Source organism: Mesorhizobium sp. B2-8-3, assembly GCF_006440815.1.
Taxonomy (GTDB): Bacteria; Pseudomonadota; Alphaproteobacteria; order Rhizobiales; family Rhizobiaceae; genus Mesorhizobium.
Map to the genome: position 1 here is coordinate 78,198 of NZ_VFTW01000013.1, position 24,418 is coordinate 102,615.

A 24,418-nucleotide genomic window follows, 5' to 3' on the forward strand; every position below is an offset into this window, starting at 1 on the left:
TCCTCCGCACCCCCGCCCGGATTACGATTCCTCGAACCGGGCACCTTATTCCTTGAACAAAGTCATTCCATGCTGCACCGACTGGCCGCCGTCGATCGGCAGGATGGCGCCGGTGACATAGCTGCCGGCCCGGCTGCACAAATAAAGCGTTGCGCCTGCAATGTCATCCGCCACGCCGATGCGGCCGAGCGGAACATGGTTACCAACATGTTTCGCCTGCTCCTCGGTCGCGGTGGCAAACGCCGTCATACGGCTCTGGAAAGGACCAGGCGCAAAGGCGTTGACGGTGATGCGGCGGGCCGCGAACTCGATCGCCAGCGTGCGAGTCAAATGATGCACCGCCGCTTTCGATGCCGCGTAGGAATAGGCGTCGTCGGCCAGCGGCTGGGTGCCCATCACCGAGCCGAGATTGACGACGCGGGCAGGATCCTCGTCGCTCGCCGCAGCGTCGAGCAGCGGCAAAAGCTCCCGCGTCAGGTGGAAGACGGCGGTGACGTTGACGCCGAACACCTTGGCCCAGGCGTGGTACGGGAAATCCTGCAGAGGCGCACCCCAGGAAATGCCGGCATTGTTGACCAGGATGTGCAGGCGCTCCGCGCGCGCCTTGACCTCGGCGACCAGAGCGGCGATGCCCGCTTCGCTGGACACGTCGCCGGCAAAGCCCTCGGCATGGCCGGAGCCGCCGAGCGCGTTCAATTCGTTGGCGACTTTGGCGCAATCCCCGCCCTTGCGCGAGACGATCATCACATGAGCGCCGGCGCGTACCAGTCCGGTCGCCACCATGCGGCCGATGCCGGTCGCAGCACCCGTCACCAGCGCGGTCTTGCCGGCGACCGAGAACAGCTTGTCCAGATAGCTCATCGTGTTTCTCCGCATCCGGCCAGGCCGGGGACTCGCCCAAGGACTCGCGTTGACAAGGCTAGCCGAAGTACGGTCATCCTTGCCACGGGTAAAGATTTATCTTCGGAAAGGCCGGAAGCGATGACGGACATGAATCTCGGCATGACCGAGCGGCTGAGGCCAATCCACCAGCGAGTGGCGGCGATGGTGCGCGACGAGATCGCGCCGCTCGGCGAAGAATTTCTCGCCGAGATCGGCAAGGGTGGCGACCGCTGGTCCTATACGGCCAGGCAGACGGAAATCCTCGAAGGCTTGAAGAAGACGGCGCGCGAGCGCGGCCTGTGGAACTTCTGGCTGACCGATTCCAAGCGCGGCTATGGCCTTTCCACCGTCGAATACGCCTATCTGGCGGAGGAGATGGGCAAGGCGCATCTCGGCGCCGAGACCTTCAACTGCTCGGCGCCCGACACCGGCAACATGGAAGTGCTGGAGCGTTACGGCTCGCAAGGGCACAAGCGGGACTGGCTGGAGCCGCTGCTCGAGGGCAAGATTCGTTCAGCCTATCTGATGACCGAGCCTGACGTCGCCTCTTCGGACGCGACCAACATTTCGATGCGCTGCGAGCGGCAGGGCGACGACTATGTGCTGAACGGCGAGAAATGGTGGGCTTCCGGCGCGGGCGATCCGCGCTGCGCCATCTATATCGTCATGGTCAGGACCGGATCGGACGAAGAGCCGCAGCATCGCCGGCATTCGATGATCCTGGTGCCTTCCGACAGCAAGGGCATCACCAGGCTGCGGCCCATGCAGGTCTATGGCGACGATGACGCCCCGCACGGCCATATGCATCTGAGATTCGAGAATGTGCGGGTGCCGGCGGCGAACCTGATCCTCGGCGAGGGCAGGGGTTTCGAGATCGCGCAGGGGCGGCTGGGGCCTGGCCGCATCCATCACTGCATGCGCGCCATCGGCCAGGCCGAGATGGCGCTGGAGATGCTGTGCCAGCGCTCGGTGCGGCGCGAAGCCTTCGGTCAGTCGCTGGCCAAGCTCGGCGCGAATTTCGACATCATCGCCGAATGCCGGATGGAGATCGAGATGGCGCGGCTGCTCTGCCTCAAGGCCGCCTGGATGATCGACCAGGGCGACGCGCGCGCCGCCGCGCCCTGGATCAGCCAGATCAAGGTGGTGGCGCCGCGCGTCGCGCTGAAAGTCACGGACGAGGCGGTGCAGATGTTCGGCGCGCAAGGCATCAGCCAGGATACCCCGCTCGCCCGCTCCTGGACGCATCTGAGGACACTGCGGCTGGCCGACGGGCCGGACGCGGTGCACCGGCGGCAGGTGGCGCGCACGGAACTGAAGAAATACACGCAGGAGAAGGTCTGACGATCATGACGCTTCCATCGCAAATGCGGGGCTTGCTGCTTGTCGGCGACGGTTATACCAGGACGCCTTCGCCGGCTGCGCTCGAAGCGATGGAGCCTTACCTCCTGCCCGGCCGCATAGCCGTGCCGGTGCCAGGGCCGACACAGGCGCTGATCAAGGTCAGCCTCGCCTCGATCAACCCGTCCGACATCGCCTTCATCAAGGGCCAGTACGGCCAGCCGCGGGTCAAGGGCCGTCCGGCGGGTTTCGAGGGCGTCGGCATTGTCGTCGCCACGGGCGATGATCCCTATGCAAGGAGCCTCGCAGGGAAACGCGTCGCCTTCGCCACCGGCGTGTCGAACTGGGGCGCCTGGGCGGATTATGCCGTCGCCGAGGCGGCGTCCTGCATCCCGCTCATCGATACGGTGCGCGACGAGGACGGCGCCGCGATGATCGTCAATCCGTTGACGGCCTTGGCCATGTTCGACATCGTCAAGCAAGAGGGCGAAAAGGCCTTCGTCATGACCGCTGGCGCCAGCCAGCTCTGCAAGCTGATCATCGGGCTGGCGAAGGAGGCGGGTTTCCGGCCGATCGTCACGGTGCGTCGCGACGAGCAGATCCCGCTTTTGAAAGAGCTCGGCGCCGCCCATGTGCTCAACGAGAAGGCGGCGGATTTCGAGGCGGCGCTGCGCGAGGTGATGAAGGCTGAGCAGCCGCGCATCTTCCTCGACGCCGTCACCGGCCCGCTGGCTTCCACCATTTTCAACGCCATGCCGAAACGCGCGCGCTGGATCGTCTATGGCCGGCTCGACGCCGAGCCGACGGTGATCCGCGAGCCCGGCCAACTGATCTTCCAGCACAAGCGTGTCGAAGGTTTCTGGCTGGCCGAATGGATGCGCCAGTTCCGCGACAGGCTGGGCCCGGCGGTGCTGGAAGCGCAGAAGCGCTTTTCCGACGGACGATGGTCGACCGACGTCGCGGCAGTGGTGCCGCTGGACGAGGCGATGGCGCGGCTGCCGGCCGAGCTCGCCAGGCCCAACGGAAAGGTGTTCATCAAACCGTAAGCTCCCCCGGGCGCCGATCGCAGCTGTTCAGACCACGGCCGACGCCTTGAACACAAATCTGTGATCGACAAGGTGGCGGCGAAAAAACGCCGCTGTTGCGCCGTCCTTTGCCCCCGCGCCGGTAACAGTCACGCTCGTATGTTCTATTTCGTTTCGATGTGATATCTCGCCGGCGCTGAAGGCCAGGCGGCGATGGGAACGCCATCCTGGTCGGAACGCGGGGTGCGCTATGACGGTAACCAAGCCGGTTTTCGACCGTTTGGGGTTTTGGCTATGGGTCGGGTCGTTTCTGATTGTGCTTGGCCTGGCGCTATGGTCGCCCGATACGCGTTCGGTGGTCTATATCTACAGACATGGCAGCGAAGCTTTCCTGAGCCGTGAACCGCTGTACCACGTCCAGGCCGCGATGGGGTATCTCTACGCGCCCGCCTTCGCCGCCCTTTACGTTCCCCTGGTGAAGCTCGGGCCGCATCTGGGCAGCGTTTTGTGGCACGTGCTGGGCTTCGGCGCGCTGACTTTCGCCGCAATGCGTCAGGTGCGCAAGATCGACGGCCAGGAGCAGACATGGCTGCTGTCCTTCGGCCTGTTCCTTGCCTTGCCGATGGCGCTGGCGGCGCTTCGCAACGGCCAGGCGACGATCCTGCTCACCGGAGCGTGCTGGCTTCTCACGCTCTCGGCGCTCGAGGGGCGCCGGGCTGAAACCTTCTTCTGGGCCACGCTTGCGGTCATAGCCAAGCCCACGGCGATCATCATGCTGCTTCTGGTGGGAGCGCTGCGTCCCCGGCAGATACCGGTGCTGGTGCTGGCGGTCCTTCTCGTGCTCGCCATCCCCTATGGTTTTGCGCCCGCGGACTACATCAACGCCCAGTACCACGATTTCTTCCGCATGCTGACGTCGATGACGGTCGACCCAACCGGTCCCTTCACTCCGGCCGACTTCACAGCGCCTTTCACGCGGTTTGGGATGCCGCTGTCCGAAGCCGAGGCGACGATCGTGCGCGTCGTCGTGGGGTTGCTTGCGCTTTGGGCGGTGCTCCAGTTGGACCGCAGGCTGGACTCCAACATCGGCGGACTGGCCATCTTCCTCATTGCGGCGTTCTACATGTGCGTCTTCAATCCGCGGGTCGAGCAGAACACCTATGCCATGGTGGCGGTGCCAGCCGGCCTTTCCATCGCCCTGGTGTGGCGGAAGAAGGAAAACGCGGCCATGCGCTGGTTGCCGGCGATACTCCTCTTCGTTACCGGACTGACCAGTGTCGATCTCCGGCTGCACGATCTTTTCCACTTGTGGCTGTGGCCAATCAGCACCAGCATAGTCGCCTGCATGCTTGTCGCCTGGTTCTGGAGGCGACGCGGGGACAAAGTGCCGACCCCCGGAGCCGTCGCGCATGGGTGAGATGCTCGACGTTATCGCGCCGTTTTTCAACGAGGCCGAATCCGCGATCGCCTTCGTCGGGTTGCTCGATAGGCTCGAGGCGACCGTGGCGGAGCGCTTCGGCATGACCGTCCGCAAGATACTCGTCGACGACGGCAGCCGCGACGGCAGCGCCGAGACATTCGCCGCGGCGTTGTCGGGCTCGTGGGAAATCGTGCGGCTCAGCCGCAATTTCGGCAAGGAAGCGGCGGTGCTCGCCGGCCTCGATCATTCCCGCGGCGACATGGTCCTGATCATGGACTCCGACCTCCAGCATTCCATGGATATCAGCCTGAGGATGATCGGCGAGCTGGTCGAGAATCCCGAAATCGATGTCGTCTACGCCCAGAACGACCGGCGCGAGGGGAGCTGGCGGCGCAGCCAGCTGGCGCGGCTCTTCTACAGGCTGATCAACAGCAGCCAGCGCTTCGATATTCCCGAGAATGCCGGAGACTTCCGTGTCATGCGCGGCGCGGTGGCACGTGCCTTGACCAGCGTGCGCGACAAGCGGCGTTTCAACAAGGGCCTATTCGCCTGGGCCGGCTTCCGCCAGAAGGCGGTGCTTTACTCGCCGGAAAACCGCTCCGGCGGCACGTCGAAATGGACCAGGTTCAACCTGATCGCGTTCTCGCTTGAAGGGTTCACCTCGTTTTCCGTGATCCCGCTGCGCGTCATCAGCCTCATCGGATTGCTCGCGGCATTCGCAGGTCTCGCCTATGGCGTGAAGGTGCTCTTCGAGGTGCTGTTCTATGGCATCGCCGTGCCAGGCTACCCCAGCATCATGGTCGCCGTCGTGCTTTTTGGAGGCCTCAACCTGGCGCTGCTCGGCCTGATCGGCGAGTATGTCTGGGTCACGCTCAGCGAAAGCAAGGACCGGCCCGTCTACATCGTGCGCGACGTGTTGCATGGCAATGCCGCCGAGCAGGTTGCTTCCGAGAGATGACCAGGTCGATCCGCCTGATCGCCGACGATTACGGCCTGACGCCGGGGGTATCGAGCGCGATCCTCGACCTCATCGAGCGCGGCCGCCTGACCGGGACCAGCTGCATGTCCGGCTTTCCCGAATGGGAAGAGGCGGCGGCGCGCATCAGGCCGTTCCGTCGACGCGCGGCCGTCGGGCTGCACCTGACCCTGACCGATCAGATAGCAGTGACCGGATCGTCCAGCCTGGCGCCGGAAGGCAAGTTGCCCGGGCTTACCTCTCTTGCGCTGCCGGTGCGGCGCGAGCGTATCGACGAGCGGGACATTCATGCCGAGCTCGACGCCCAGTACGACCGCTTCACCGAAGCGCTGGTTGGCCCGCCCGATCACATCGATGGGCACCAGCACGTGCATTTTCTTCCCGTGGTGCGGAATTGGCTGCTCGCCCGGTTTGGGGAGAGCGCACACAAGCCCGCGCTACGCGGCGCGCCCGGGCTTGCCGGCCTGGACGCGGCGGCCAAGATCGCGGCGATCGCTGCTCTGGCCGTGGGGTTCAACAGGTCGATGCAGCGGGCCGGCTTCAGCGTGATGACGCCGCTCTGCGGCATCTATGACTGGCGGCAGCCGCAAAAATTCGCTCCGACGCTGCGCGCCGCGGTCGACACCTTGCCCGAACAAGGGGTGTTCATGTGCCATCCGGGTCAAGTCGACGACATTTTATGGGCGCGAGACCCGATGCAGGGCGCGCGTGAGGTCGAGTTCACGGTTCTGAGTTCTGAGGATTTCGGCGCCAGCCTCGAACGGGCCGGAATGCGCGTCATGGACGGCAAAACATGAGCGCCGGCCAGCCGCAGCGTTCGACCGGCAACAAGATCGTTCGTTTCGCCTTGGTCGGGCTGGTCAACAGCGGCATCGACCTCGCCGCATTCTTCCTGCTGCTCAAGCTCGCGATACCGGCCCTGGCTGCCAATATCGGCGCCTGGTTCGTCGCGGTCCTTTTCTCCTTCGCGGCGAACGGCTTCTGGTCGTTCGAGCGCGACCCGGGCATCCGGCTCCGCCAGTCCTTCCTGCGCTTCGTCTCGCTGGGCGCGTTGATTTCGCTTGGCGTTTCCAGCCTGTCGATCGCCGCCCTCGCGGGGGCCGTCGGCGTGTGGCCGGCCAAAATCATCGGTGTCGTGGTGGCCGCTGTGCTGAACTTCCTGGCGGCACGCTGGTCGATCGAGGGTCGGCTGTTGAGATAGTCTACTCGGCCGGCTCCGCGTCGACATACACGGCTTCCTCGAGCTCGCGCTTCAGCCTCGCTTCCTCATGCGCTTTCGGCGTGACAAAGCGGCCAAGCAAGAGATAAGCGACAGGCGTCAGGAACAAAGTCGAGACAGTGGCGAGCCCAAGGCCGCCGACGATGACCCAGCCCAGCGCCACGCGCGCCTCGGCGCCGGCGCCGGCGGCGAGCACCAGCGGCACGCCGCCGAGCACGGTGCAGATCATGGTCATCATCACCGGGCGCAGCCGGATGGTCGAAGCCTGTTCGATCGCCTCGCGCACGCCGAGCCCGCGGTCGCGCAGCTGATTGGCGAACTCGACGATCAGGATGCCGTTCTTGGCCATGACGCCGACCAGAAGCACCAGTCCGATCTGGCTGTAGGCGTTGAGGCTGGTGCCCGACAGGAGCAGCGCGAAAATGGCGCAGGCGAGCCCGAGCGGCACCGTCGCCATGATGATGAGGGCGCTGACGAAGCTCTCGAACTGCGCGGCCAGCACCAGCAGGATGATGACCAGGGCGAAGCTGAAGACGGCAATCATGGCGTTGTTGCTCTCGCCGAGCGTCGCGGCTTCGGCGAGCGGCAGGATGCGCGCGCCGGGTGGCAGCAGCGGCGCCGCGATCTGATCGGCGCGGGTCAGCGCCTCGCCGAGCGCGAAGCCGCTGCCGAGATTGGCGGTGATCGCGACCGAGGGCTGCTGCTGCTCGCGCGTCAGCGACGGCGGCACGGCGCGCTCGGTCAGCGTGGCGATGGTCGACATCGGCACGAAACGGCCATCGGACGTCTTCAGGAAGATGTTTTCCAGGTCGGTCGGGTCGTTGATCGGGTTGGTGGTCGAGACCAGCTTCACGCCATAGCTGCGGTCGGCGATGTAGACGTCGACAACATCGTTGCCGTCGAGCATGGCCTGCAGCGTGTCGGCCAGCCCGGTGATGTCGATGCCGAGATCGGAGGCGCGTTCGCGATCGATGGCCACGGCAAGCTGCGGCTGCGTCGGGTCGACGGAGAGGCGCGGCGTCTGGAAGCGCGGATCCTGACGCATCTCGTCGACGATCTTCACCGCCGCCTCGCTCAGCGCCTTGCGGTCGTTGCCGACCAGCGCGAATTGCAGGCCGTTGCCGGCGCCGCGAACGCCGAGGCTGTTCGGCTGCACCGGAAAGACGCGCACGCTCGGCACCTGCCTGGTCAGGCGGCTGATGTCGGCCATGATCTCCTGCTGGCTGCGGCTGCGCTCGTCCCAGGGCGCCAGCGTCATCACCATGAAGCCCGAATTGTAGGAGCCGTTGTTGCCGGCGTTTTCGAAGGTTGAGCGGATCTCGCCGGAATCGCGCAGCGGCTGGATCAGCCGCTCGATCTTGCGCATCTGCTCGGTCGTGTAGTCGAGGCTGACGCCTTGCGGCGCGCTGATGCGCAACAGCACCACGGCACGATCTTCCGTCGGCGTCAGTTCCTGGCGGATGGTGCCGAACAGCGTGAAGGCGGTGCCGGCGAAAATGAGCGCGACCAGGACAACGATCCAGGGCGCGTCGAGGCAAAGACGCAGGCAATGCTTGTAGAGCCCGTGCAAGGCGCCGCCGATGCGCGCGCCGATGCCGGTACCGCCTTCATGGTGAAGCGATGCGCTGGTCAGCATGCGCGAGGCAAGCATGGGGCAGAGCGTCAGCGCGACCACGCAGGAGAGCAGCACCGACATTGCCAGCACGAAACCGAATTCGCGGAACAGGCCGCCGGTCTGCCCCGGCAGGAAGGAGATCGGCACGAAGACGGCGACCAGCGTCAGCGTTGTGGCGACGACGGCGAAGAACACTTCCTGCGTGCCAAGCACCGCCGCCGCGCGGGGCCCCATGCCTTCGTTGCGGCGGCGCACGATGTTTTCGAGCACGACGATGGCGTCGTCAACGACAAGGCCGGTCGCCAGCACCAGCGCCAGCAGCGTCAGGATGTTGACGGAGAAGCCGGCGAGATAGATCGCGGCGATGGTACCGATCATGGCGACGGGCATCGCCAGGCCGGGGATCAGCGTGGCGCGCCAGTCGAGCAGGAAAGCGTAGATGACGACGAGCACGATCGAGACCGACAGCGCCAGCGCGATCTCGACTTCGTGCACGGCGCCGTTGACGAAGACGGCGTCGTCGCTGGTCACCTTGATGGACATGCCGGCAGGCAACGTCTCTTGCAGCTTCGCGACGGCGGCCCTCACGCCGGTCGAGATGTCGAGCGTGTTCGATTCCGCCTGGCGTATGATGCCGAGGCCGATACCGGTCTTGCCGTCGGAGCGCAGCGAGGTCTGGCCGATATCGGGCCCGAGCGTCACGGTGGCGACGTCGCGGATACGGGTCGCGCCGCCGATGACGATGTTCTCGAACTCCTCCGGCGTGGTCACGTCGGCGGTCGTGCGAACGATGAGGTCCTGATTGGTTGTGGTGATCGAGCCGGCCGGGGAATCGAAGGCGACCGAGGCAAGAGCCTTTCGAAGGTCGGCGACGGTGAAGCCCAGGCTCGCCAGCTTGTTCTGGTCGACGTCGATGCGGAAGATCTTGTCGCGGTCGCCGGAGACCTGGACGTCGGCGACACCCGGCACCGCGGCGAGCTCGTCCTCGATGCGGTCCTGCACGAACACTGTCATGTCCTGCACCGACATGGTGTCGGAGGTGACGGCCAGCCGCATCACCGGGTCCGAATTCGCGTCGGCCTTGACGATGCGCGGCGCGTCGGCAGTCTCGGGCAACTGATTGGTGATCCGGCTGACGGAATCGCGCACGTCGGAGGCCGCGACGTTGAGGTCGACGCCGTCGTTGAATTCGATGGTGACGCGGCTTTGGCCGAAGGAGGAGGTGGACGAGATCGACTTGACGCCCGAAACGCGCGCGACCGCGCCTTCGATCGCGTCGGTCAGCTCACGGTCGACGGTTTCGGCGGCCGCGCCCTCGAAGGTGGTGTTGACGGTGATGACGGGGCGGTCGACATCCGGCAATTCGCGGATCTCGACGCCCCAGAATGCGGCAAGCCCGGCCACCGCGATCAGCGTGTTGAGCACGAAGGCCATGACCGGTCTGCGGATGAAAAGCGCCGTCAGGCCAGATCCCGCGGCGGCGTCGCCGGCGCCGCTCATGAGCCCTCGGTCCCGGCGGCACGATCCTCGCCGGCGATGCGGACATCGCCGCCTTCGCTGACGCTCTGCGTGCCTTCGGTCACCACCAAGTCGCCGCTCACGACCGGAGCATCGATCAGCACGGTCTCGGTGTTGCGCTGGATGATGCGCACCGGAACGCGCTTGGCCTTGCCGTTGTCGACGGCCCAGATATAGGCGCCGTCGGTCCCCCATTGGATGGCGAGCGGGCTGACTGCCGGATAGGTATCGCCGGGGAAGCGCATGCCGATCTGGAAGGACATGCCGGCGCGCAGCGAATCGGCTGGGTTGGCGATCGTCGCTTTCACAAGCAGCGTGCGGCTGTTCTCGTCGATATGGTTATCGATGGCCGAGACGGTGCCGGTATAGACCTGGTTGGGGTTGGCCAGAGGCGTGGCCGACAGCTGAGCGCCAACCTTGACCGCGGCGGCGAAGCGTTCCGGTACCCAGAAATCGACCAGGATGCTGGAGCGGTCGTCCAGCGTGGCGATCGCCGATTGATTGGTGACATAGTTGCCGGCGGCGATCGGTAGGATGCCGACGGTGCCTTCGATCGGCGCCACGATCGAGCGGCGCTCGAGTGCGAGCTCGGCATCGCGCAGCGCCAGCCTGGCGTTGGCGAGCGTCACCTGGGCGTCGGCGACGGCAACGGGCGTCGCCGCATTGGACGCCCTGAGCGACTTCACCCGATCGAGCTTGGACTGCGCATCCTCGATCGCCACCTGGGCGCGGTCGCGCGCGATCACTTCCGTCTCGGAATCGAGCCTGGCGATGACATCGCCCTTTTCGACATGCGTGCCGGACTGGACCAGCAGTTCAGTGAGGCGTCCGGACGAGTATGGATTGACGGTGACGGTCGCGTTGGCGCGGCCGGTGCCGATCGCCTGCAGCCTGTCGTTGATGGTGGCGGTGCCGGCAGGCGAAGCGACGATGGTGACGATCTGACCGGCGCGGTTGCGTCCGGATTGGCCGGGACCAGCGGCGGCGCTTTCCGCTGCAGGAGGTGTCGCGGCGATGGCCCAGTCCATTCCCCAACGCGCCAGTATCTGAGGCGCGCTGGGATAAAAGCGAGCCCAGGCGGCCACGGCGGCGACCAGAATCACAAACGCTGCAACAATCTGTTTCCAGCTCGACATCGACACTCCAGCGGCAGGGCTCGTCTGCCGGATTCCAGCGGAAGCAGGCACTTCGACGATACGGGCTGGGGGCGAAAACCGGCCACGCCACACCCCGATATCAGCGGTTTATGGCAATTATCACGCAAACGTGCACATTAAATCTCGGTAACGTGAGGTCCGGACGCGGTTCGGACTCTTGCGTTTTGCCGCATTTCGCGCCGGCTTCCGCCTCGCTAGCGGAGGCTTTCAAGATCGCGGATGCGCTTGGCGCCGGCCGCTTCCAATTGCCTGGTCACGGCGCCGATCAGGGTTTCGGCGACCACGAACAGGGCGGCGGAGGAATCCCAGGCCGAAGGCACGGCGGTACGCCCGGCGATCACGTGGCGGGCAAAGCGGGCGATCGGCGAAAGCCACTGGTCGGTAAAGAGAATGATCTGCACGCCGCGGTGATGCGCCTTCTCGGCGAAGCGGACGAGACTTTCCTGGTAGCGGCGGATGTCGAAGATCACCAGAACGTCGCGCTTGCCCATGTCGATCAGGCGGTCGCGCCAGATGCTCTCCTGGCCGGCGAGGTGATAGACATCCGGCTGGATGATGGCGAGATGGGCGGCCATGTAGCGGGCCAGCGGATCGGTGAAGCGACCGCCGATAAGGAAGGTCTTGCCGCGCCGCTCGGCAAGCCGTGCGGCTATGTCAGCAAGCTGTCTGTCGGTGAGGTGCCGGAAGGTCTCGCGCATGTTGTCGAGCGTTGCCTCGAGCATCGGCGAGACGGCGCCGCCGGCCGAGCTTGGATCGAGCGTGCGCGAAGCGGGCGACTGCAATTGCGCCGCCAATTCATCCTGCAGCGCCGACTGGAATTCAGGATAGTTCTGGAAGCCGAGCCTGGCGACGAAGCGCAAGATCGTCGGCGAGGACACGCCGGCCGCGGCCGAGAATTCGGCGACCGTCTTCAGCCCGGTCAAAGGATAGTTGGCAATCAGCGTCTGGGCCGCGCGGCGCTCGCCGGCCGGCATCGTCCCGATGCGGTCCGAGATCAGTTCGGCAATGCTGGAAATCATGTTTTCCCCCGCCTGTTGGCCGCCCGCCGCCGTTTTCCCGAATTCGCGTTTGACAAAGCCGGTCAAACTGTATGAAATCATTCACAGGGACGCAATGAGACAAAATACGTAACATACGATACAGCGCTCCCCCAGGGGACGGCAGCATGGAGAAAGCACGGCCTGTCAGCCTTGCACCGTCTGAAACCGTAAGGGTGACCAACCCTGGCGGCTCAAGCCTCTTCGTCATCACTTGCGACCACGCTTCCAACGTCCTTCCCGCCGAGTTCGGGACGCTCGGCCTGCCGGCCGCGGACCTTTCGCGCCATATCGCTTGGGACCCGGGCGCGCTTCCCGTCGCACGCCGCATGGCCGAAGCGCTCGATGCCACTTTGATCGAGACCCGCGTGTCGCGGCTCGTCATCGATTGCAACCGGCCGCTGGACGCGCCGGACCTCGTTCCGCCGGTCAGCGAGACGACAGCCATTCCCGGCAATTCGGGCCTGTCCGACAAGCAGCGCGCCACGCGGATCGACCTTGCCTGGCGCCCGTTCCACGACACGATCGCCCGGATCATCGACGAGCGGCTGGCGCGCGGCCAGGAGACGCGGCTGGTGTCGGTGCACTCCTTCACGCCGATCTACAAGGGCAAGAGCCGGCCATGGCATATCGGCATCATCCATGACGAGGATCGCCGCTTGGCGGCGCCGCTGATATCGGCGCTGCAGCGGCTCTCCGGCGTCACTGTCGGCGTCAACGAACCCTATTCGCCGGCCGACCGCGTCTATTTCACGCTGGAACGGCACGCGCGTTCGCGCGGCCTCGCCTGCGCGATGATCGAAATCCGCAACGACGAAATCGCCGGCGATGCCGGGCAGCGGAAATGGGCGGATCTGCTCACAGGCATATTCTCGAATCTGGAGCCCGACGAGGCCAGGGGCTCCCGACCGCGCGCAATGGGAAAGTCAGTAGGAACGGCCAGCCAAGAACAATAGGGGAACTCCGACATGACAACAGATCACGCAGAGAAATCGGAGGACGTAAAAATCCTTCACAGCATGGGCTATGCCCAGGAATTGGCCCGCCGCATGAGCGGCTTCTCCAACTTCGCCATTTCCTTCTCGATCATTTGCATTCTAGCCGGCGGCATCACGTCGTTCCCGCTGGCGATGGCCACCGGCAGCGGTTTCGAGGCGACCATCGGCTGGGTTATAGGCGGTCTGTTCGCCCTTGTGGTCGCGGCTTCGCTCGGCCAAATCGGTTCGGCCTATCCTACCGCCGGCGGGCTTTACCATTGGTCGTCGATCTTGGGCGGGCGCGGCTGGGGCTGGGCAACGGCCTGGATCAACCTGCTCGGCCTGATCTTCGTCGTCGCTTCGGTGAATGTCGGCGTCTACCTGTTGTTTTCCGGGCTTGTCGCGGGACCGATCCTTGGCCTGGACACATCGACCTGGGGTTTCTGGCAGCAGACGACGGCGGTTGTCATCATCACCGTCACCCAAGGCCTGTTCAACCACCTTGGCATCAAGACGACGACGATGTTGACCGACTTTTCGGGCTACCTCATTCTCGCTGTCGCGGTCGTGCTGACGCTGACCTTCCTGATCTGGGGCGCGCATGGCTTCGATCTTTCGCGGTTGACGACTTTCGTCAACACGACCGGCGATGCCGGCGGCGGCTATGTTCCGACGGCCCGCACGGCGCTGGTGGCCTTCCTGATCGGCCTGCTTTACCCACTTTATACAATCACCGGCTTTGACGCCTCGGCGCACACCGCCGAGGAGACGCACAATGCTCGCATCGCAGTGCCCAGGGGCATGATCCACGCAGTCCTGTGGTCTCTCGTCTTCGGCTTCGTCATGGCGGTCTCCTTCGTCCTCGCGAGCCCCGATCTCGTGGCGACCGCAAAGGACGGCGGCAATGCCTGGTTCAACCTCTTCAACAACCTGCCGGCGCCGACCTGGCTGAAGGATCTGCTCGGCATCTGCATCGTGCTGGCGAATTATCTGTGCGCGCTGGCCGGGCTCACTTCGACCTCGCGTATGATCTTCGCCTTCTCGCGTGACGGAGGCCTGCCGGGGTCGTCTTTGTGGAAGCAGGTTTCGCCGACCTGGCGCACGCCCGTCCCGGCCATCTGGCTTGGCGTCGTGCTGTCGATCGCGGCCACGCTCTATTCGCCGGCCTTCGCGGCGTTGGCAGCAGGCTGCGCTCTCTTCCTTTACGTGTCTTATGCCATGCCGGTGGCGGCAGGCCTGTTTGCGGAAGGCAAGACTTGGACGGAGTTCGGCCCGTTCCGTCTCGGCGTCTGGTCAAAGCCTTTCGCCATCGTCACCGTGCTCGGGGTTCTGGTGCTGATGTATGCCGGCATCCAGCCGCCCTTCGACATCCTGATCAACTACGCCATCGGATTGATCATCCTGCTGGCCGTTCTGTGGTTCGGTATCGAATCGCGGCGCTTCAAGGGGCCGCCGATCGGTGCCGACATTGCTCGTCGCGCGGCGGAGATCGCGGCCGCGGAAAAAGCAGTCGGCCAGACAGCGGGCTAACGGCAAACGCAATATCGCCCGGTCGGCTCAGGTCGACCGGGCATCACGGTGCAGGACCGGCCAGCCAAGAACCATAGGGGATTCCAACATGACGACACCGGGTTATACAGACGTCGACAAGGCGGAGGACGTGAAAGCCCTCCACAGCATGGGCTATGCCCAGGAACTGGAGCGGCGGCTCAGCCGCTTCTCGAATTTCGCGGTTTCGTTCTCGATCATCTGCATCCTGTCGGGCGGCATCAATTCGCTGGCCCAGGCCACGTCGGGCGCCGGCGGCATCGGCATCGGCATCGGCTGGCTGGTCGGCTGCTTCGTGTCGCTCACCTTCGCGGTTGCCATGTCGCAGATCAGCTCGGCCTATCCGACGGCCGGCGGCCTCTATCACTGGGGCTCGATCCTCGGCAATCGCGGCACCGGCTGGGTGACGGCCTGGCTCAACCTGCTCGGCCTGATCACCGTGCTGGGCGCCATCAATGTCGGCACCTGGACCTTCTTCATCGGCGCCTTCGGACCGGCGCTCGGCATCGAGGGCACGCTGACCAACCAGATGATCTTCCTGGTCGTCATCACCGGCGCTCAGGCGCTGATCAACCACCTCGGCATCAAGCTGACAGCGAAACTGACCGATTTCTCGGGATATCTCATCTTCTTCGGCTCGATCCTGATCGCAGTGGTCTGCCTGCTTTCGGCCGAGACCTGGGATTTCAGCCGCCTCTTCACCTTCCATAACTACTCCGGCGACGCCGGCGGCGGTGTGTGGCCATCGGTTTCGAACGCCTGGGTGTTCGCGCTCGGCCTCCTGCTGCCGATCTACACGATCACCGGCTACGACGCTTCGGCGCATACGTCGGAAGAGACCATCAAGGCAGCCTCTTCGGTGCCGCGCGCGATGGTGATGTCGGTCGTCTGGTCGGCGCTGTTCGGCTACCTGTTCCTGGCCGCCTTCGTGCTGATGATCCCGAACATGGACGACGCCGCCAAGCAGGGCTGGAACGTGTTCTTCTGGGCTTTCGACCAGCGCGTCAGCCCCGGCCTCAAGGAGTTCGTCTACCTCGTCGTGTTCATCGCGCAGCTGCTGTGCGGTCTTGCCACCGTCACCTCGGCCTCGCGCATGATCTTCGCCTTCTCGCGTGACGGCGGCCTGCCGGGCTCGGCGGCGCTTGCCAAGGTCAGCCCCACCTATCGCACGCCGGTGGCGGCGATCTGGACGGCCTCGATCCTGTCGGTGCTGTTCGTGTGGGGTTCGACCCTTGTTTCGGTCGCCGGCACCTCGGCCTATACGATCGTTGTATCCTGCACGGTCATCTTCCTGTTTCTGTCCTTCATTGTGCCTATCGTGCTCGGCATGATGGCCTGGGGAACGCCGAAGTGGGACAAGATGGGCCCGTGGAACATGGGGCGCGCCGTCTTCATGCTGTTCGGCGTTCTCTCAATCCTGTCGATGATCCTGATCTTCGTCATTGGCATCCAGCCGCCGAACGACTGGGCGCTCTATATCACCGTCGGTTTCTTCATCCTGACGGCGATCGTCTGGTTCGCCTTCGAGCGCAACCGCTTCCAAGGTCCGCCGCTTGGCGACATCATCGCGGCGCGCCAGGCAGCGATCAAGGCGGCCGAACAGGCGGTCGGCGAGACCGGCCACTGATACTTCGCCTCATGGCCATGGCCGGCGCAACGCCGGCCATGGTTTTGTTTCCCCTCAATCGACAAGCGCTGGAGTGCCAAAGGAATGGCCGGGAATTTCTCGTTCGATCAGTTGAAGAAAGCGGTCTCGAACGGCGAGATCGACACGGTGCTGGCCTGCATCGTCGATATGCAGGGCCGGCTCTCGGGAAAACGCTTCCTGGCCCAGTATTTCGTCGATTCCGCGCATGGCGAGACGCATGGCTGCAACTATCTCTTGGCCTGCGACATCGATATGGAACCGGTGCCGGGCTACAAGGCGGCGAGTTGGTCGAAGGGCTATGGCGACTTCGTCATGAAGCCGGACCTGTCGACGCTGCGGCGCATTCCGTGGCTGGAGAAGACGGCGCTGGTCATCTGCGACGTGCTCGACCATCACGACCATGAGGATTTGTCACACTCGCCGCGCGCCATCCTGAAGAAGCAGGTCAAGCGCCTGCAGGAGCGCGGCTATATCGGCTATTTCGCCTCCGAGCTCGAATTCTATCTGTTCAGCGAGACCTACGAGTCCGCCCGCAAGAAGCACTGGCAGGGGCTCGACAGCGCTTCGCCCTATATCGGCGACTACCAGATCGGCATCACCAGCAAGGAAGAAGGCGTCATGCGCCGGCTGCGCAACGAGATGGAGGCCGCCGGCATCCCGATCGAAAATTCCAAGGGCGAGTGGGGCCCTGGGCAGGAAGAGATCAATGTGCGCTATGCCGAAGCGCTCGACATGGCCGACCGCCACGTCATCCTGAAGAATGGCGCCAAGGAGATCGCCGATTCCGAGGGCAAGGCCATCTCCTTCATGGCCAAGTACAATTACGGCCTCGCCGGCAATTCCAGCCACATCCACAATTCGCTGTGGAGCGCGGACGGCAAGACGCCGCTGTTCTTCGACAAGAAGGCCGATTGGACGCTGTCCGCGCTCGGCCAGCAATGGGCGGCCGGGCAGCTCAAATACGCCAAGGAGTTCACCTGGTTCCTGGCGCCCTACATCAATTCCTACAAGCGCTTCCAGGCCGGCACCTTCGCGCCGACCAAGATCATGTGGAGCGAGGACAACCGCACCGCCGGCTTCCGGCTCTGCGGCGAGGGCACCAAGGGCATCCGCATGGAATGCCGCATCGGCGGCGCCGATCTCAATCCCTATCTCGCCTTCGCCGCCCTGATCGCGTCCGGCCTTGCCGGCATCGATGAGAAGCTGGAGCTCCAGAAGCCTTTCGTCGGCGACGCCTATCAGGCCTCGCGCCTGCCCGAGATTCCGAAGACGTTGCGCGACGCCACCGAGACGCTGGCCAAGTCGAAGATGCTGAAGCAGGCCTTCGGCGACGACGTGATCGAGCACTATGTGCACACCGCCCGCTGGGAGCAGTTCGAATACGACCGCCGCATCACGGATTGGGAGCTGCACAGGGGCTTTGAGAGGTGTTGAAGCTGTAATCAGTGTTGACTGAACGTAACTAAAGCTGTAATCTCGGTTGGTTAAGTTCAGGAGCGTGAAATGGGAAAGTATTCGCCTTTGCGTTCGTACCTCATGGCTCAAGCCGGTGAGCGGGTTCCGATGTCGTTCAGCGACATCGAGAAGCTGCTTGGCGAAAAGCTGCCGGCGTCCAAGCAGTATCCGGCTTGGTGGAGCAACAACCCCAGCAACAATCCGATGACAAAAGAATGGCTGGCCGCGGGGTTCCAGACGGAGTCGGTCAATATTGCCGGCGAAAATCTGGTGTTTCGGCGCACCCAGGCAGGTTCGAGTGGCTCAGAGGGGTTTGGTGAATCGGCTCAAGCCGAAATCAGTGGAACACCGTCAAGACACCCGATCTTCGGCTGCATGAAGGGGACGCTTACGATCATGCCTGATGTCGATCTGACGGAGCCTGCCGACCCGGATTGGGGCAAGCTCTATGAAGACTGAGAACCTTCTGTTGGACACCTGCGCGGTCATCTGGATTTCGCAGGACGCACCGATTGCCGAGACGGCGACAACGGCTATCAGCAAGGCTCCTCAGTCCGGCAGGCTGAATGTATCAGTCATGACGGCATGGGAGATGGGCATGCTCGTATCGAAGGGCAAGTTACCGTCGACGAAGACACCCGATCGCTGGTTCGACGAGTTCGTCAACGCGGCGGCCGTCACGGTGGAAGGGGTGACGCCGCGCATTCTCATTGCAGCCTCCTACCTGCCAGGCGTCGTTCACAACGATCCGATGGATCGAATTCTGATAGCCACCGCGCGGGAGCGCGATCTGACAATCGTAACGCGTGACAGGGCCATTCTGGCCTATGCAGCGCAAGGTCATATCCGGGCCATCGCCTGCTGAGAACAATCAATTGGAGACGTCTTGTTGGAAACCGTAAAACTCAAATCCCCCATCGATGGCTCGATTTATGCCGAGCGGCCGGTCGCGAGCGACCAGGCGATCAACGCGGCCGTCGAGCGCGCCAGGGCGGCGCAAGAGAAGTGGGCCGAGACGCCGGTCGTCGAGCGCGGCAAATACATGTTGGCGATGCTGGAAGCCCTGGTTGCGATGACCGACGAGATCGTGCCCGAGATCGCCTGGCAGATGGGCAGGCCGGTGCGTTATGGCGGCGAGTTCGGCGGCGTCAAGGAACGCACCAACTACATGGTCGAGATCGCCGAAGCCGCGCTGAAGCCGGTGCTTGCCTCCAATTCGAAGGACGGCTTCCGCCGCTATGTCAAGAAGGTGCCGCTCGGCGTCGTGCTGGTGATCGCGCCGTGGAACTATCCCTATCTCACAGCGGTCAACACCATCGTGCCGGCGCTGATGGCGGGCAGCGCCGTCATCCTCAAGCATGCCGCGCAGACGCTGCTGGTCGGCGAACGCTTCAGCCAAGCCTTCGACAAGGCCGGCCTGCCGAAGGGACTGTTCCAGAACCTGGTCATGAACCACGCCCAGACCGAGAAGCTGCTCGGCTCGGGCAAGATCGACCATGTCAATTTCACCGGCTCCGTCGGCGGCGGCCGCGCCATCGAGAAGGCGGCCGCCGGCACCTTCATGACGCTCGGCCTCGAACTCGGCGGCAAGGACCCGGCCTATGTGCTGCCCGACGCCAAGATGGACCATGCTGTCGCTAATCTGGTCGATGGCGCCTTCTACAATTCAGGCCAGTGCTGCTGCGGCATCGAGCGCGTCTATGTGCATGAGAAGGTCTATGACGAGTTCGTCGAGGGTTTCGTCGCCGAGACCAGGAACTATGTCGTCGGCAATCCGCTGGACCAGGCGACCACGATGGGGCCGATGGCGCAGGCGCGCTTCGCCGACCTGATCCGCGAGCAGAAGGCAGAAGCGCTGCGCAAGGGCGCCAAGGCGCATATCAACATGAAGGTCGAGAACGACAAGCCGGGCTCGCCCTATCTGGCGCCGGAAGTGCTGACCGAAGTCGATCACCAGATGAGCGTCATGCGCGAGGAGAGCTTCGGGCCGATCGTCGGCATCATGAAGGTGCGCAACGACGAGGAGGCGATCGCGCTGATGAACGACAGCCCCTATGGGCTGACCGCCTCGATCTGGACGCGCGACACGGAGCGCGCAATTGCCATCGGCGACCGCGTCGAAACCGGCACGGTGTTCATGAACCGCTGCGACTATCTCGACCCGGCGCTGGTCTGGACCGGCGTCAAGGACACCGGCAAGGGCGCCGCGCTCTCGGCCATCGGCTACGACAATTTGACGAGGCCGAAATCCTATCACCTGCGTGAAGCGATCTGACTTTTTGAAAGACAAGACATGTCCAAGCTCATCTCCAAATGGAACTATCCCACCACCGTTCGCTTCGGCGCCGGCCGCATCAAGGAACTGCCGGACGTACTGGCTGCGGCGGGTATCAAGCGCCCGCTCTTCGTCACCGACCCGGGTCTGGCAAAGCTTCCGGTTGTCGCCTCGACGCTGAAAATCCTCGACGACGCCAAGGTTCCCTATGGCGTGTTTTCGGAGGTGAAGCCGAACCCGGTCGAGTCCAACCTGACCGCCGGCATCGCCGTGTTCAAGAAGGGCAAGCATGACGGCGTGATCGCCTTCGGCGGCGGCTCGGCGCTCGACCTCGGCAAGTTGATCGCCTTCCAGGCCGGGCAGACCCGGCCGGTATGGGATTTCGAGGACGTCGGCGACTGGTGGACCAGGGCCAACTCGGACGCGATCGCGCCGATCATCGCCGTGCCGACCACGGCGGGAACCGGCTCCGAGGTCGGCCGCGCCGGCGTCATCACCAATGAGGCGACCCACACCAAGAAGGTCATCTTCCATCCGAAGCTTCTGCCGGCGATCGTCATTGCCGATCCGGAGCTGTCGGTCGGCATGCCGGCCTTCATCACCGCCGGCACGGGCATGGACGCGCTGGCCCATTGCCTCGAGGCCTATTGCGCGCCGGGCTATCACCCGATGGCCGACGGCATCGCGGTGGAAGGTATCCGGCTGGTGTTCGAGAACCTGCCCAAGGCCTTCGCCAACGGCAAGGATCTGGTCGCCCGCGCCCATATGATGAGCGCCGCCGCCATGGGCGCCGCCGCCTTCCAGAAGGGGCTCGGCGCCATCCATTCGCTGTCGCATCCGATCGGCGCGCTCTACGACACCCATCACGGCATGACCAATGCCGTGTTCATGCCCTATGTGCTCGCCTTCAACAGGGAGAGCATCGAGGAGCGCATCGCCCGGCTCGCGGCCTATTGCGGCATCAAGGGCGGCTTCGACGGCTTCGCCAAGGCGATCATCAAATTGCGCAAGGAATTGAAGGTGCCGCACGCGCTGCCGGGCCTGATCAAGGGCCTCGACATGGACAAGAAGCGCAAGGCACTGATCGCCGACATGGCGGTGGTCGATCCGACCGCTGGCGGCAATCCGGTCAAGCTCACCAAGAAAGCGGCGCTGGCGCTGCTCGAAAATGCGATCGCCGGCTCCGTCTGAGAGCCGGCTTTCAATGCCGAAGAGTTGAATGAAGGGGCGTTCCAGAGCGGAGGGAGAGGGCAAAAGGCAAGGCGACTAACCATTAGCCGGAAAATTAAGCGCGGGCTAATTGCTACAGTCTGTTAAAAAGAGTTAACTTTTTTGGCCGCGGGGCTCGGGTTTCAAAAAGTCTTCATCTGGCTGTCACACGAAAACGATACCCGCATCGCAGGCGCTTAAACGCGCCAGTTCAACGGAGAGAACACATGTTCAAGTTCACGGGGAAAGTGCTTTCCCTCTCGGCCGCGGCGCTCTTTGCGTCGACGGTGATTTCGTCCGCGGATTCGCTGGACGATCTCGTCAAGGCCGCGAAGGCTGAAGGCCAGCTCACCACCATCGCGCTTCCGCATGACTGGTGTGGCTACGGGGCAGTGATCGACGCTTTCAAGGCTAAGTATCCGGAAATCAAGATCAACGAACTCAACCCGGACGCCGGCTCGGGCGACGAGGTCGAGGCGATCAAGGCCAATAAGGACAACAAGGGCCCGCAAGCGCCCGACGTCATCGACGTCGGTCTGTCGTTCGGCCCGACCGCCAAGGCCGACGGCCTGCTGATGCCTTACAAGGTGTCGACCTGGGACTCGATTCCGGACAGCGCCAAGGATGCCGATGGCGCCTGGTACGGCGACTATTACGGCGTGCTGTCGTTCATGGTGAACAAGGACCTGGTCAAGGAATCGCCGGCCGACTGGACCGACCTGCTGAAGCCGGAATTCGCCAATTCGGTCGCGCTCGCCGGTGATCCGCGCGCTTCGAACCAGGCCATCCAGGCGGTCTATGCCTCCGGTCTGTCGTCGGGCGCCGCCGCTGGTGAAGCCGCCGGCACCGCTGGTCTCGACTTCTTCAAGAAGCTCAATGCCGCCGGCAACTTCGTTCCGGTCGTCGGCAAGCCGGCGACGCTGGCCCAGGGCCAGACGCCGATCCTGATCAACTGGGACTACAACGCGCTTGCCGGCCGCGACACGCTGAAGGGCAACCCGCCCGTCGACGTGATCGTGCCGAAGACCGGCGTTGTCGCCGGTGTCTATGTGCAGGCGATCAGCGCTTACGCGCCGCATCCGAATGCCGCGAAGCTGTGGATGGAATATCTCTATTCCGACGAAGGCCAGATCGGCTGGCTGAAGGGCTACTGCCACCCGATCCGTTTCAACGATCTCGCCAAGAACGGCAAGATCCCGGCGGATGTGCTGGCCAAGCTGCCGCCGGCTGAGTCCTATGCCTCGGCGGCTTTCCCGACGCTCGACGAGCAGGGCAAGGCCAAGGAAGCCATCAGCAAGAACTGGGACGCCACTGTCGGCGCCAACGTCAAGTAAGACTTGAAGTGCACCGGGCGGCCACTTGGCCGCCCGGCTTTCCCTCGAAGACGGTGCCGGGCGCATGACCGATCTATCGCTTTCAAATCAGTCAGTTGCCACCAAGCCCGCGCCGCCGAACGCGGCGACCGCTTTTCGCCTGCCGACGCAATGGATCGGTGTGGCGCCATTCTTCGTCTTCACCCTGATGTTCCTGATCATGCCGACGCTTTATCTCGTCATCGGCGCGTTTCAGACCGGGGAAGGCGGGTTCACGCTCGACAACATCCTGCAATTGGTGAGCGATCCTTCAATCAGCAATTCCTATTGGGTTTCGATCAAGATCAGCTTCTGGTCGGCCATCGTCGGCGCATTTGCCGGACTGGCGATCGCCGTGGCCATCGTGCGCGGCGGCCTGCCCAGCTGGGTTCGCTCCGCGACGCTGACCTTCTCGGGCGTCGCCTCGAATTTTGCCGGCTTGCCGCTTGCCTTCGCGTTCATCGCCACGCTTGGCCGCGTCGGCATCGTGACGGTGCTGCTGCGCGACATATTCAATCTCAACATCTACGCGATGGGCTTCAATTTCCTGACCACGTGGGGCCTGATCGTGGTCTATCTCTTCTTCCAGATCCCGCTGATGGTGGTCATCATCGTGCCGGCGATCGACGGTTTGAAGAAGGAATGGAACGAGGCCGCCGCCACGCTTGGCGCCACCCAGTGGCAGTACTGGCGCATGGTGGTGATACCGGTGCTGTTTCCGAGCTTCCTCGGCACCGTCATCCTTCTGTTCGCCAACGCCTTCGGCGCCATCGCAACGGCCTATGCGTTCGCCGGCCCGCAGCTCAACATCGTTCCCATCAAGCTCTATTCGCAGATCAACGGCGATGTGCTGCACAACCCGCAGCTCGGCTACGCGATCGCCTTCGGCATGATCGTCATCACCGGACTGGCGAATGTCTTCTACATCTGGTTCCGGACCCGTTCCGAGAGGTGGCTGAAATGAAGTCGGGCAAATTCTGGGCCTGGGTCGTCTTCGGAATCGGCACGGCCTATTTCTTCATCCCGCTGCTGGCGACGTTCGAGTTTTCGCTGCGCATGCGGCGCGGCGTCCATTCCTTCGACGCCTATCAAGTCGTGCTCGGCGATCCGCGCTTCCAGGCGACGTTCCTGTATTCGGTGGTCGCCGCGATCTTCACCATCATTCTCGGCGTGCTGATCGTGGTGCCGGCCGCCTATTGGATCCGTCTGCGTTTGCCTCAAATCAGGCCGATCGTCGAATTCATCACGCTGCTGCCGCTGGTCATTCCGGCGATCGTCATCGTGTTCGGCTATATCCGCATGTACGGCTCGAATTCGCCGCTGCCGTTCCTGGCCAGCGATCTCGGCGCCAGCGCCTTGCTGGTGATCGGCTATGCGACGCTGGCGTTGCCCTATATGTACCGCGCCGTCGACACCGGTCTTCGTACCATCGATGTCAGAACGCTGACGGAAGCCGCCCAAATCCTCGGCGCCGGTTGGGCCACGATCATCACCCGGGTCATTCTTCCCAATGTACTGATCGCCGTTCTGTCAGGCGCCTTCCTGACCTTCGCCATCGTCATCGGCGAGTTCACGATGGCCAGCCTGCTGAACCGTCCGGCCTTCGGCCCCTATCTGCAGAACATCGGCGCCAACCGCGCCTACGAGCCGGCGGCACTTGCCATCATCGCCTTCGCCATTACCTGGGGCTGCATGTCGCTGATCCAAATCCTGTCCCGTTTCGCGCCGAAATCGGCGAACCGCCCGAATTGACCTGAGAGAAAAGCC

21 protein-coding genes are annotated in these 24,418 nt (G+C 63.8%); 17 read left to right on the forward strand and 4 right to left on the reverse strand.

Annotation, left to right across the window (positions count from 1 at the left end):
* Positions 1-45 precede the first annotated feature (45 nt).
* Positions 46-861 (reverse strand): SDR family oxidoreductase, encoded by an 816-nt coding sequence (locus FJ418_RS19505; RefSeq protein WP_140784376.1) that lies wholly within the window; start codon positions 859-861, stop codon positions 46-48.
* A 120-nt stretch (positions 862-981) separates the two neighbouring features.
* Between FJ418_RS19505 and FJ418_RS19510 the strand changes: the two genes are divergently transcribed.
* The 6 genes from FJ418_RS19510 to FJ418_RS19535 all read left to right on the forward strand — a co-directional run bounded on the left by FJ418_RS19510 (position 982) and on the right by FJ418_RS19535 (position 6,842).
* Positions 982-2,223: an acyl-CoA dehydrogenase family protein gene (locus tag FJ418_RS19510; RefSeq protein WP_140651430.1), complete on the forward strand. Its 1,242-nt coding sequence runs from the start codon at positions 982-984 to the stop codon at positions 2,221-2,223.
* Positions 2,224-2,228: 5 nt separating this feature from the next.
* A complete protein-coding gene (locus FJ418_RS19515) occupies positions 2,229-3,266 on the forward strand; it encodes a zinc-binding dehydrogenase (protein ID WP_140868322.1) in 1,038 nt (345 codons plus the stop codon).
* Between the two features lie 229 nt (positions 3,267-3,495).
* Positions 3,496-4,662: a glycosyltransferase 87 family protein gene (locus FJ418_RS19520; RefSeq protein ID WP_140868325.1), complete on the forward strand. Its 1,167-nt coding sequence runs from the start codon at positions 3,496-3,498 to the stop codon at positions 4,660-4,662.
* Positions 4,655-5,623, forward strand: coding sequence for a glycosyltransferase family 2 protein (locus tag FJ418_RS19525; RefSeq protein WP_140868328.1), 969 nt, complete (start codon positions 4,655-4,657; stop codon positions 5,621-5,623). The genes FJ418_RS19520 and FJ418_RS19525 overlap by 8 nt, the downstream gene beginning before the upstream one ends.
* Complete coding sequence (locus tag FJ418_RS19530; protein WP_140868331.1) at positions 5,620-6,438, forward strand: ChbG/HpnK family deacetylase; 819 nt, start codon at positions 5,620-5,622, stop codon at positions 6,436-6,438. The genes FJ418_RS19525 and FJ418_RS19530 overlap by 4 nt, the downstream gene beginning before the upstream one ends.
* Positions 6,435-6,842 carry a GtrA family protein gene (locus tag FJ418_RS19535; RefSeq protein WP_140868334.1) on the forward strand — a complete coding sequence of 136 codons (408 nt, stop codon included), beginning with the start codon at positions 6,435-6,437 and terminating at the stop codon, positions 6,840-6,842. The genes FJ418_RS19530 and FJ418_RS19535 overlap by 4 nt, the downstream gene beginning before the upstream one ends.
* A 1-nt stretch (position 6,843) precedes the next feature.
* Here FJ418_RS19535 and FJ418_RS19540 read toward each other — a convergent pair whose 3' ends face one another.
* The 3 genes from FJ418_RS19540 to FJ418_RS19550 form a co-directional block, all read right to left on the reverse strand.
* Positions 6,844-9,975, reverse strand: coding sequence for an efflux RND transporter permease subunit (locus tag FJ418_RS19540; protein WP_140868337.1), 3,132 nt, complete (start codon positions 9,973-9,975; stop codon positions 6,844-6,846).
* Entirely contained in the window at positions 9,972-11,129 is a 1,158-nt protein-coding gene (locus FJ418_RS19545; RefSeq protein WP_140868340.1) for an efflux RND transporter periplasmic adaptor subunit, read from the reverse strand. Before FJ418_RS19545 ends, FJ418_RS19540 begins: the two co-directional genes overlap by 4 nt.
* Positions 11,130-11,344: 215 nt before the next feature.
* Positions 11,345-12,169 carry a MurR/RpiR family transcriptional regulator gene (locus tag FJ418_RS19550; protein WP_140706854.1) on the reverse strand — a complete coding sequence of 275 codons (825 nt, stop codon included), beginning with the start codon at positions 12,167-12,169 and terminating at the stop codon, positions 11,345-11,347.
* Positions 12,170-12,315: 146 nt separating this feature from the next.
* On the opposite strand from FJ418_RS19550, the gene FJ418_RS19555 reads away from it, so the two are divergent.
* The 11 genes from FJ418_RS19555 (at position 12,316) to FJ418_RS19605 (ending at position 24,403) form a co-directional block, all read left to right on the forward strand.
* Positions 12,316-13,143, forward strand: coding sequence for an N-formylglutamate amidohydrolase (locus FJ418_RS19555; protein WP_140868343.1), 828 nt, complete (start codon positions 12,316-12,318; stop codon positions 13,141-13,143).
* A gap of 12 nt (positions 13,144-13,155) precedes the next feature.
* On the forward strand, positions 13,156-14,694 hold the full coding sequence (locus tag FJ418_RS19560; RefSeq protein WP_140868346.1) for an amino acid permease: 1,539 nt from the start codon (positions 13,156-13,158) through the stop codon (positions 14,692-14,694).
* Positions 14,695-14,782: 88 nt separating this feature from the next.
* Entirely contained in the window at positions 14,783-16,339 is a 1,557-nt protein-coding gene (locus tag FJ418_RS19565) for an amino acid permease (RefSeq protein WP_140642353.1), read from the forward strand.
* A gap of 84 nt (positions 16,340-16,423) precedes the next feature.
* Positions 16,424-17,794 carry a glutamine synthetase family protein gene (locus tag FJ418_RS19570; protein WP_140868349.1) on the forward strand — a complete coding sequence of 457 codons (1,371 nt, stop codon included), beginning with the start codon at positions 16,424-16,426 and terminating at the stop codon, positions 17,792-17,794.
* A gap of 69 nt (positions 17,795-17,863) precedes the next feature.
* The gene (locus FJ418_RS19575; protein ID WP_140868352.1) at positions 17,864-18,274 is read left to right on the forward strand and encodes a hypothetical protein; all 411 of its coding nucleotides are present in this window, start codon (positions 17,864-17,866) and stop codon (positions 18,272-18,274) included.
* Complete coding sequence (locus FJ418_RS19580) at positions 18,264-18,680, forward strand: type II toxin-antitoxin system VapC family toxin (RefSeq protein WP_140868355.1); 417 nt, start codon at positions 18,264-18,266, stop codon at positions 18,678-18,680. The genes FJ418_RS19575 and FJ418_RS19580 overlap by 11 nt, the downstream gene beginning before the upstream one ends.
* A gap of 21 nt (positions 18,681-18,701) precedes the next feature.
* On the forward strand, positions 18,702-20,090 hold the full coding sequence (locus FJ418_RS19585) for an aldehyde dehydrogenase family protein (RefSeq protein WP_140868358.1): 1,389 nt from the start codon (positions 18,702-18,704) through the stop codon (positions 20,088-20,090).
* A gap of 18 nt (positions 20,091-20,108) precedes the next feature.
* Positions 20,109-21,281, forward strand: a complete 1,173-nt coding sequence (locus FJ418_RS19590) for an iron-containing alcohol dehydrogenase (protein WP_140868361.1) — start codon at positions 20,109-20,111, stop codon at positions 21,279-21,281.
* 245 nt (positions 21,282-21,526) lie between these two features.
* Positions 21,527-22,633, forward strand: a complete 1,107-nt coding sequence (locus FJ418_RS19595) for an ABC transporter substrate-binding protein (RefSeq protein WP_140868364.1) — start codon at positions 21,527-21,529, stop codon at positions 22,631-22,633.
* Between the two features lie 187 nt (positions 22,634-22,820).
* Positions 22,821-23,615 carry an ABC transporter permease subunit gene (locus FJ418_RS19600; RefSeq protein WP_226892226.1) on the forward strand — a complete coding sequence of 265 codons (795 nt, stop codon included), beginning with the start codon at positions 22,821-22,823 and terminating at the stop codon, positions 23,613-23,615.
* Positions 23,612-24,403, forward strand: a complete 792-nt coding sequence (locus tag FJ418_RS19605) for an ABC transporter permease (RefSeq protein WP_140642340.1) — start codon at positions 23,612-23,614, stop codon at positions 24,401-24,403. Before FJ418_RS19600 ends, FJ418_RS19605 begins: the two co-directional genes overlap by 4 nt.
* The last annotated feature ends 15 nt before the right edge of the window (positions 24,404-24,418 follow it).

What these genes read in the sequence shown, in the direction of transcription:
- FJ418_RS19505 (WP_140784376.1), bottom strand. Translation starts at nt 861, where the DNA reads ATGAGCTATCTGGACAAGCTGTTCTCGGTCGCCGGCAAGACCGCGCTG.
- FJ418_RS19510 (WP_140651430.1), top strand. Translation starts at nt 982, where the DNA reads ATGACGGACATGAATCTCGGCATGACCGAGCGGCTGAGGCCAATCCAC.
- FJ418_RS19515 (WP_140868322.1), top strand. Translation starts at nt 2,229, where the DNA reads ATGACGCTTCCATCGCAAATGCGGGGCTTGCTGCTTGTCGGCGACGGT.
- FJ418_RS19520 (WP_140868325.1), top strand. Translation starts at nt 3,496, where the DNA reads ATGACGGTAACCAAGCCGGTTTTCGACCGTTTGGGGTTTTGGCTATGG.
- FJ418_RS19525 (WP_140868328.1), top strand. Translation starts at nt 4,655, where the DNA reads ATGGGTGAGATGCTCGACGTTATCGCGCCGTTTTTCAACGAGGCCGAA.
- FJ418_RS19530 (WP_140868331.1), top strand. Translation starts at nt 5,620, where the DNA reads ATGACCAGGTCGATCCGCCTGATCGCCGACGATTACGGCCTGACGCCG.
- FJ418_RS19535 (WP_140868334.1), top strand. Translation starts at nt 6,435, where the DNA reads ATGAGCGCCGGCCAGCCGCAGCGTTCGACCGGCAACAAGATCGTTCGT.
- FJ418_RS19540 (WP_140868337.1), bottom strand. Translation starts at nt 9,975, where the DNA reads ATGAGCGGCGCCGGCGACGCCGCCGCGGGATCTGGCCTGACGGCGCTT.
- FJ418_RS19545 (WP_140868340.1), bottom strand. Translation starts at nt 11,129, where the DNA reads ATGTCGAGCTGGAAACAGATTGTTGCAGCGTTTGTGATTCTGGTCGCC.
- FJ418_RS19550 (WP_140706854.1), bottom strand. Translation starts at nt 12,169, where the DNA reads ATGATTTCCAGCATTGCCGAACTGATCTCGGACCGCATCGGGACGATG.
- FJ418_RS19555 (WP_140868343.1), top strand. Translation starts at nt 12,316, where the DNA reads ATGGAGAAAGCACGGCCTGTCAGCCTTGCACCGTCTGAAACCGTAAGG.
- FJ418_RS19560 (WP_140868346.1), top strand. Translation starts at nt 13,156, where the DNA reads ATGACAACAGATCACGCAGAGAAATCGGAGGACGTAAAAATCCTTCAC.
- FJ418_RS19565 (WP_140642353.1), top strand. Translation starts at nt 14,783, where the DNA reads ATGACGACACCGGGTTATACAGACGTCGACAAGGCGGAGGACGTGAAA.
- FJ418_RS19570 (WP_140868349.1), top strand. Translation starts at nt 16,424, where the DNA reads ATGGCCGGGAATTTCTCGTTCGATCAGTTGAAGAAAGCGGTCTCGAAC.
- FJ418_RS19575 (WP_140868352.1), top strand. Translation starts at nt 17,864, where the DNA reads ATGGGAAAGTATTCGCCTTTGCGTTCGTACCTCATGGCTCAAGCCGGT.
- FJ418_RS19580 (WP_140868355.1), top strand. Translation starts at nt 18,264, where the DNA reads ATGAAGACTGAGAACCTTCTGTTGGACACCTGCGCGGTCATCTGGATT.
- FJ418_RS19590 (WP_140868361.1), top strand. Translation starts at nt 20,109, where the DNA reads ATGTCCAAGCTCATCTCCAAATGGAACTATCCCACCACCGTTCGCTTC.
- FJ418_RS19595 (WP_140868364.1), top strand. Translation starts at nt 21,527, where the DNA reads ATGTTCAAGTTCACGGGGAAAGTGCTTTCCCTCTCGGCCGCGGCGCTC.
- FJ418_RS19600 (WP_226892226.1), top strand. Translation starts at nt 22,821, where the DNA reads ATGTTCCTGATCATGCCGACGCTTTATCTCGTCATCGGCGCGTTTCAG.
- FJ418_RS19605 (WP_140642340.1), top strand. Translation starts at nt 23,612, where the DNA reads ATGAAGTCGGGCAAATTCTGGGCCTGGGTCGTCTTCGGAATCGGCACG.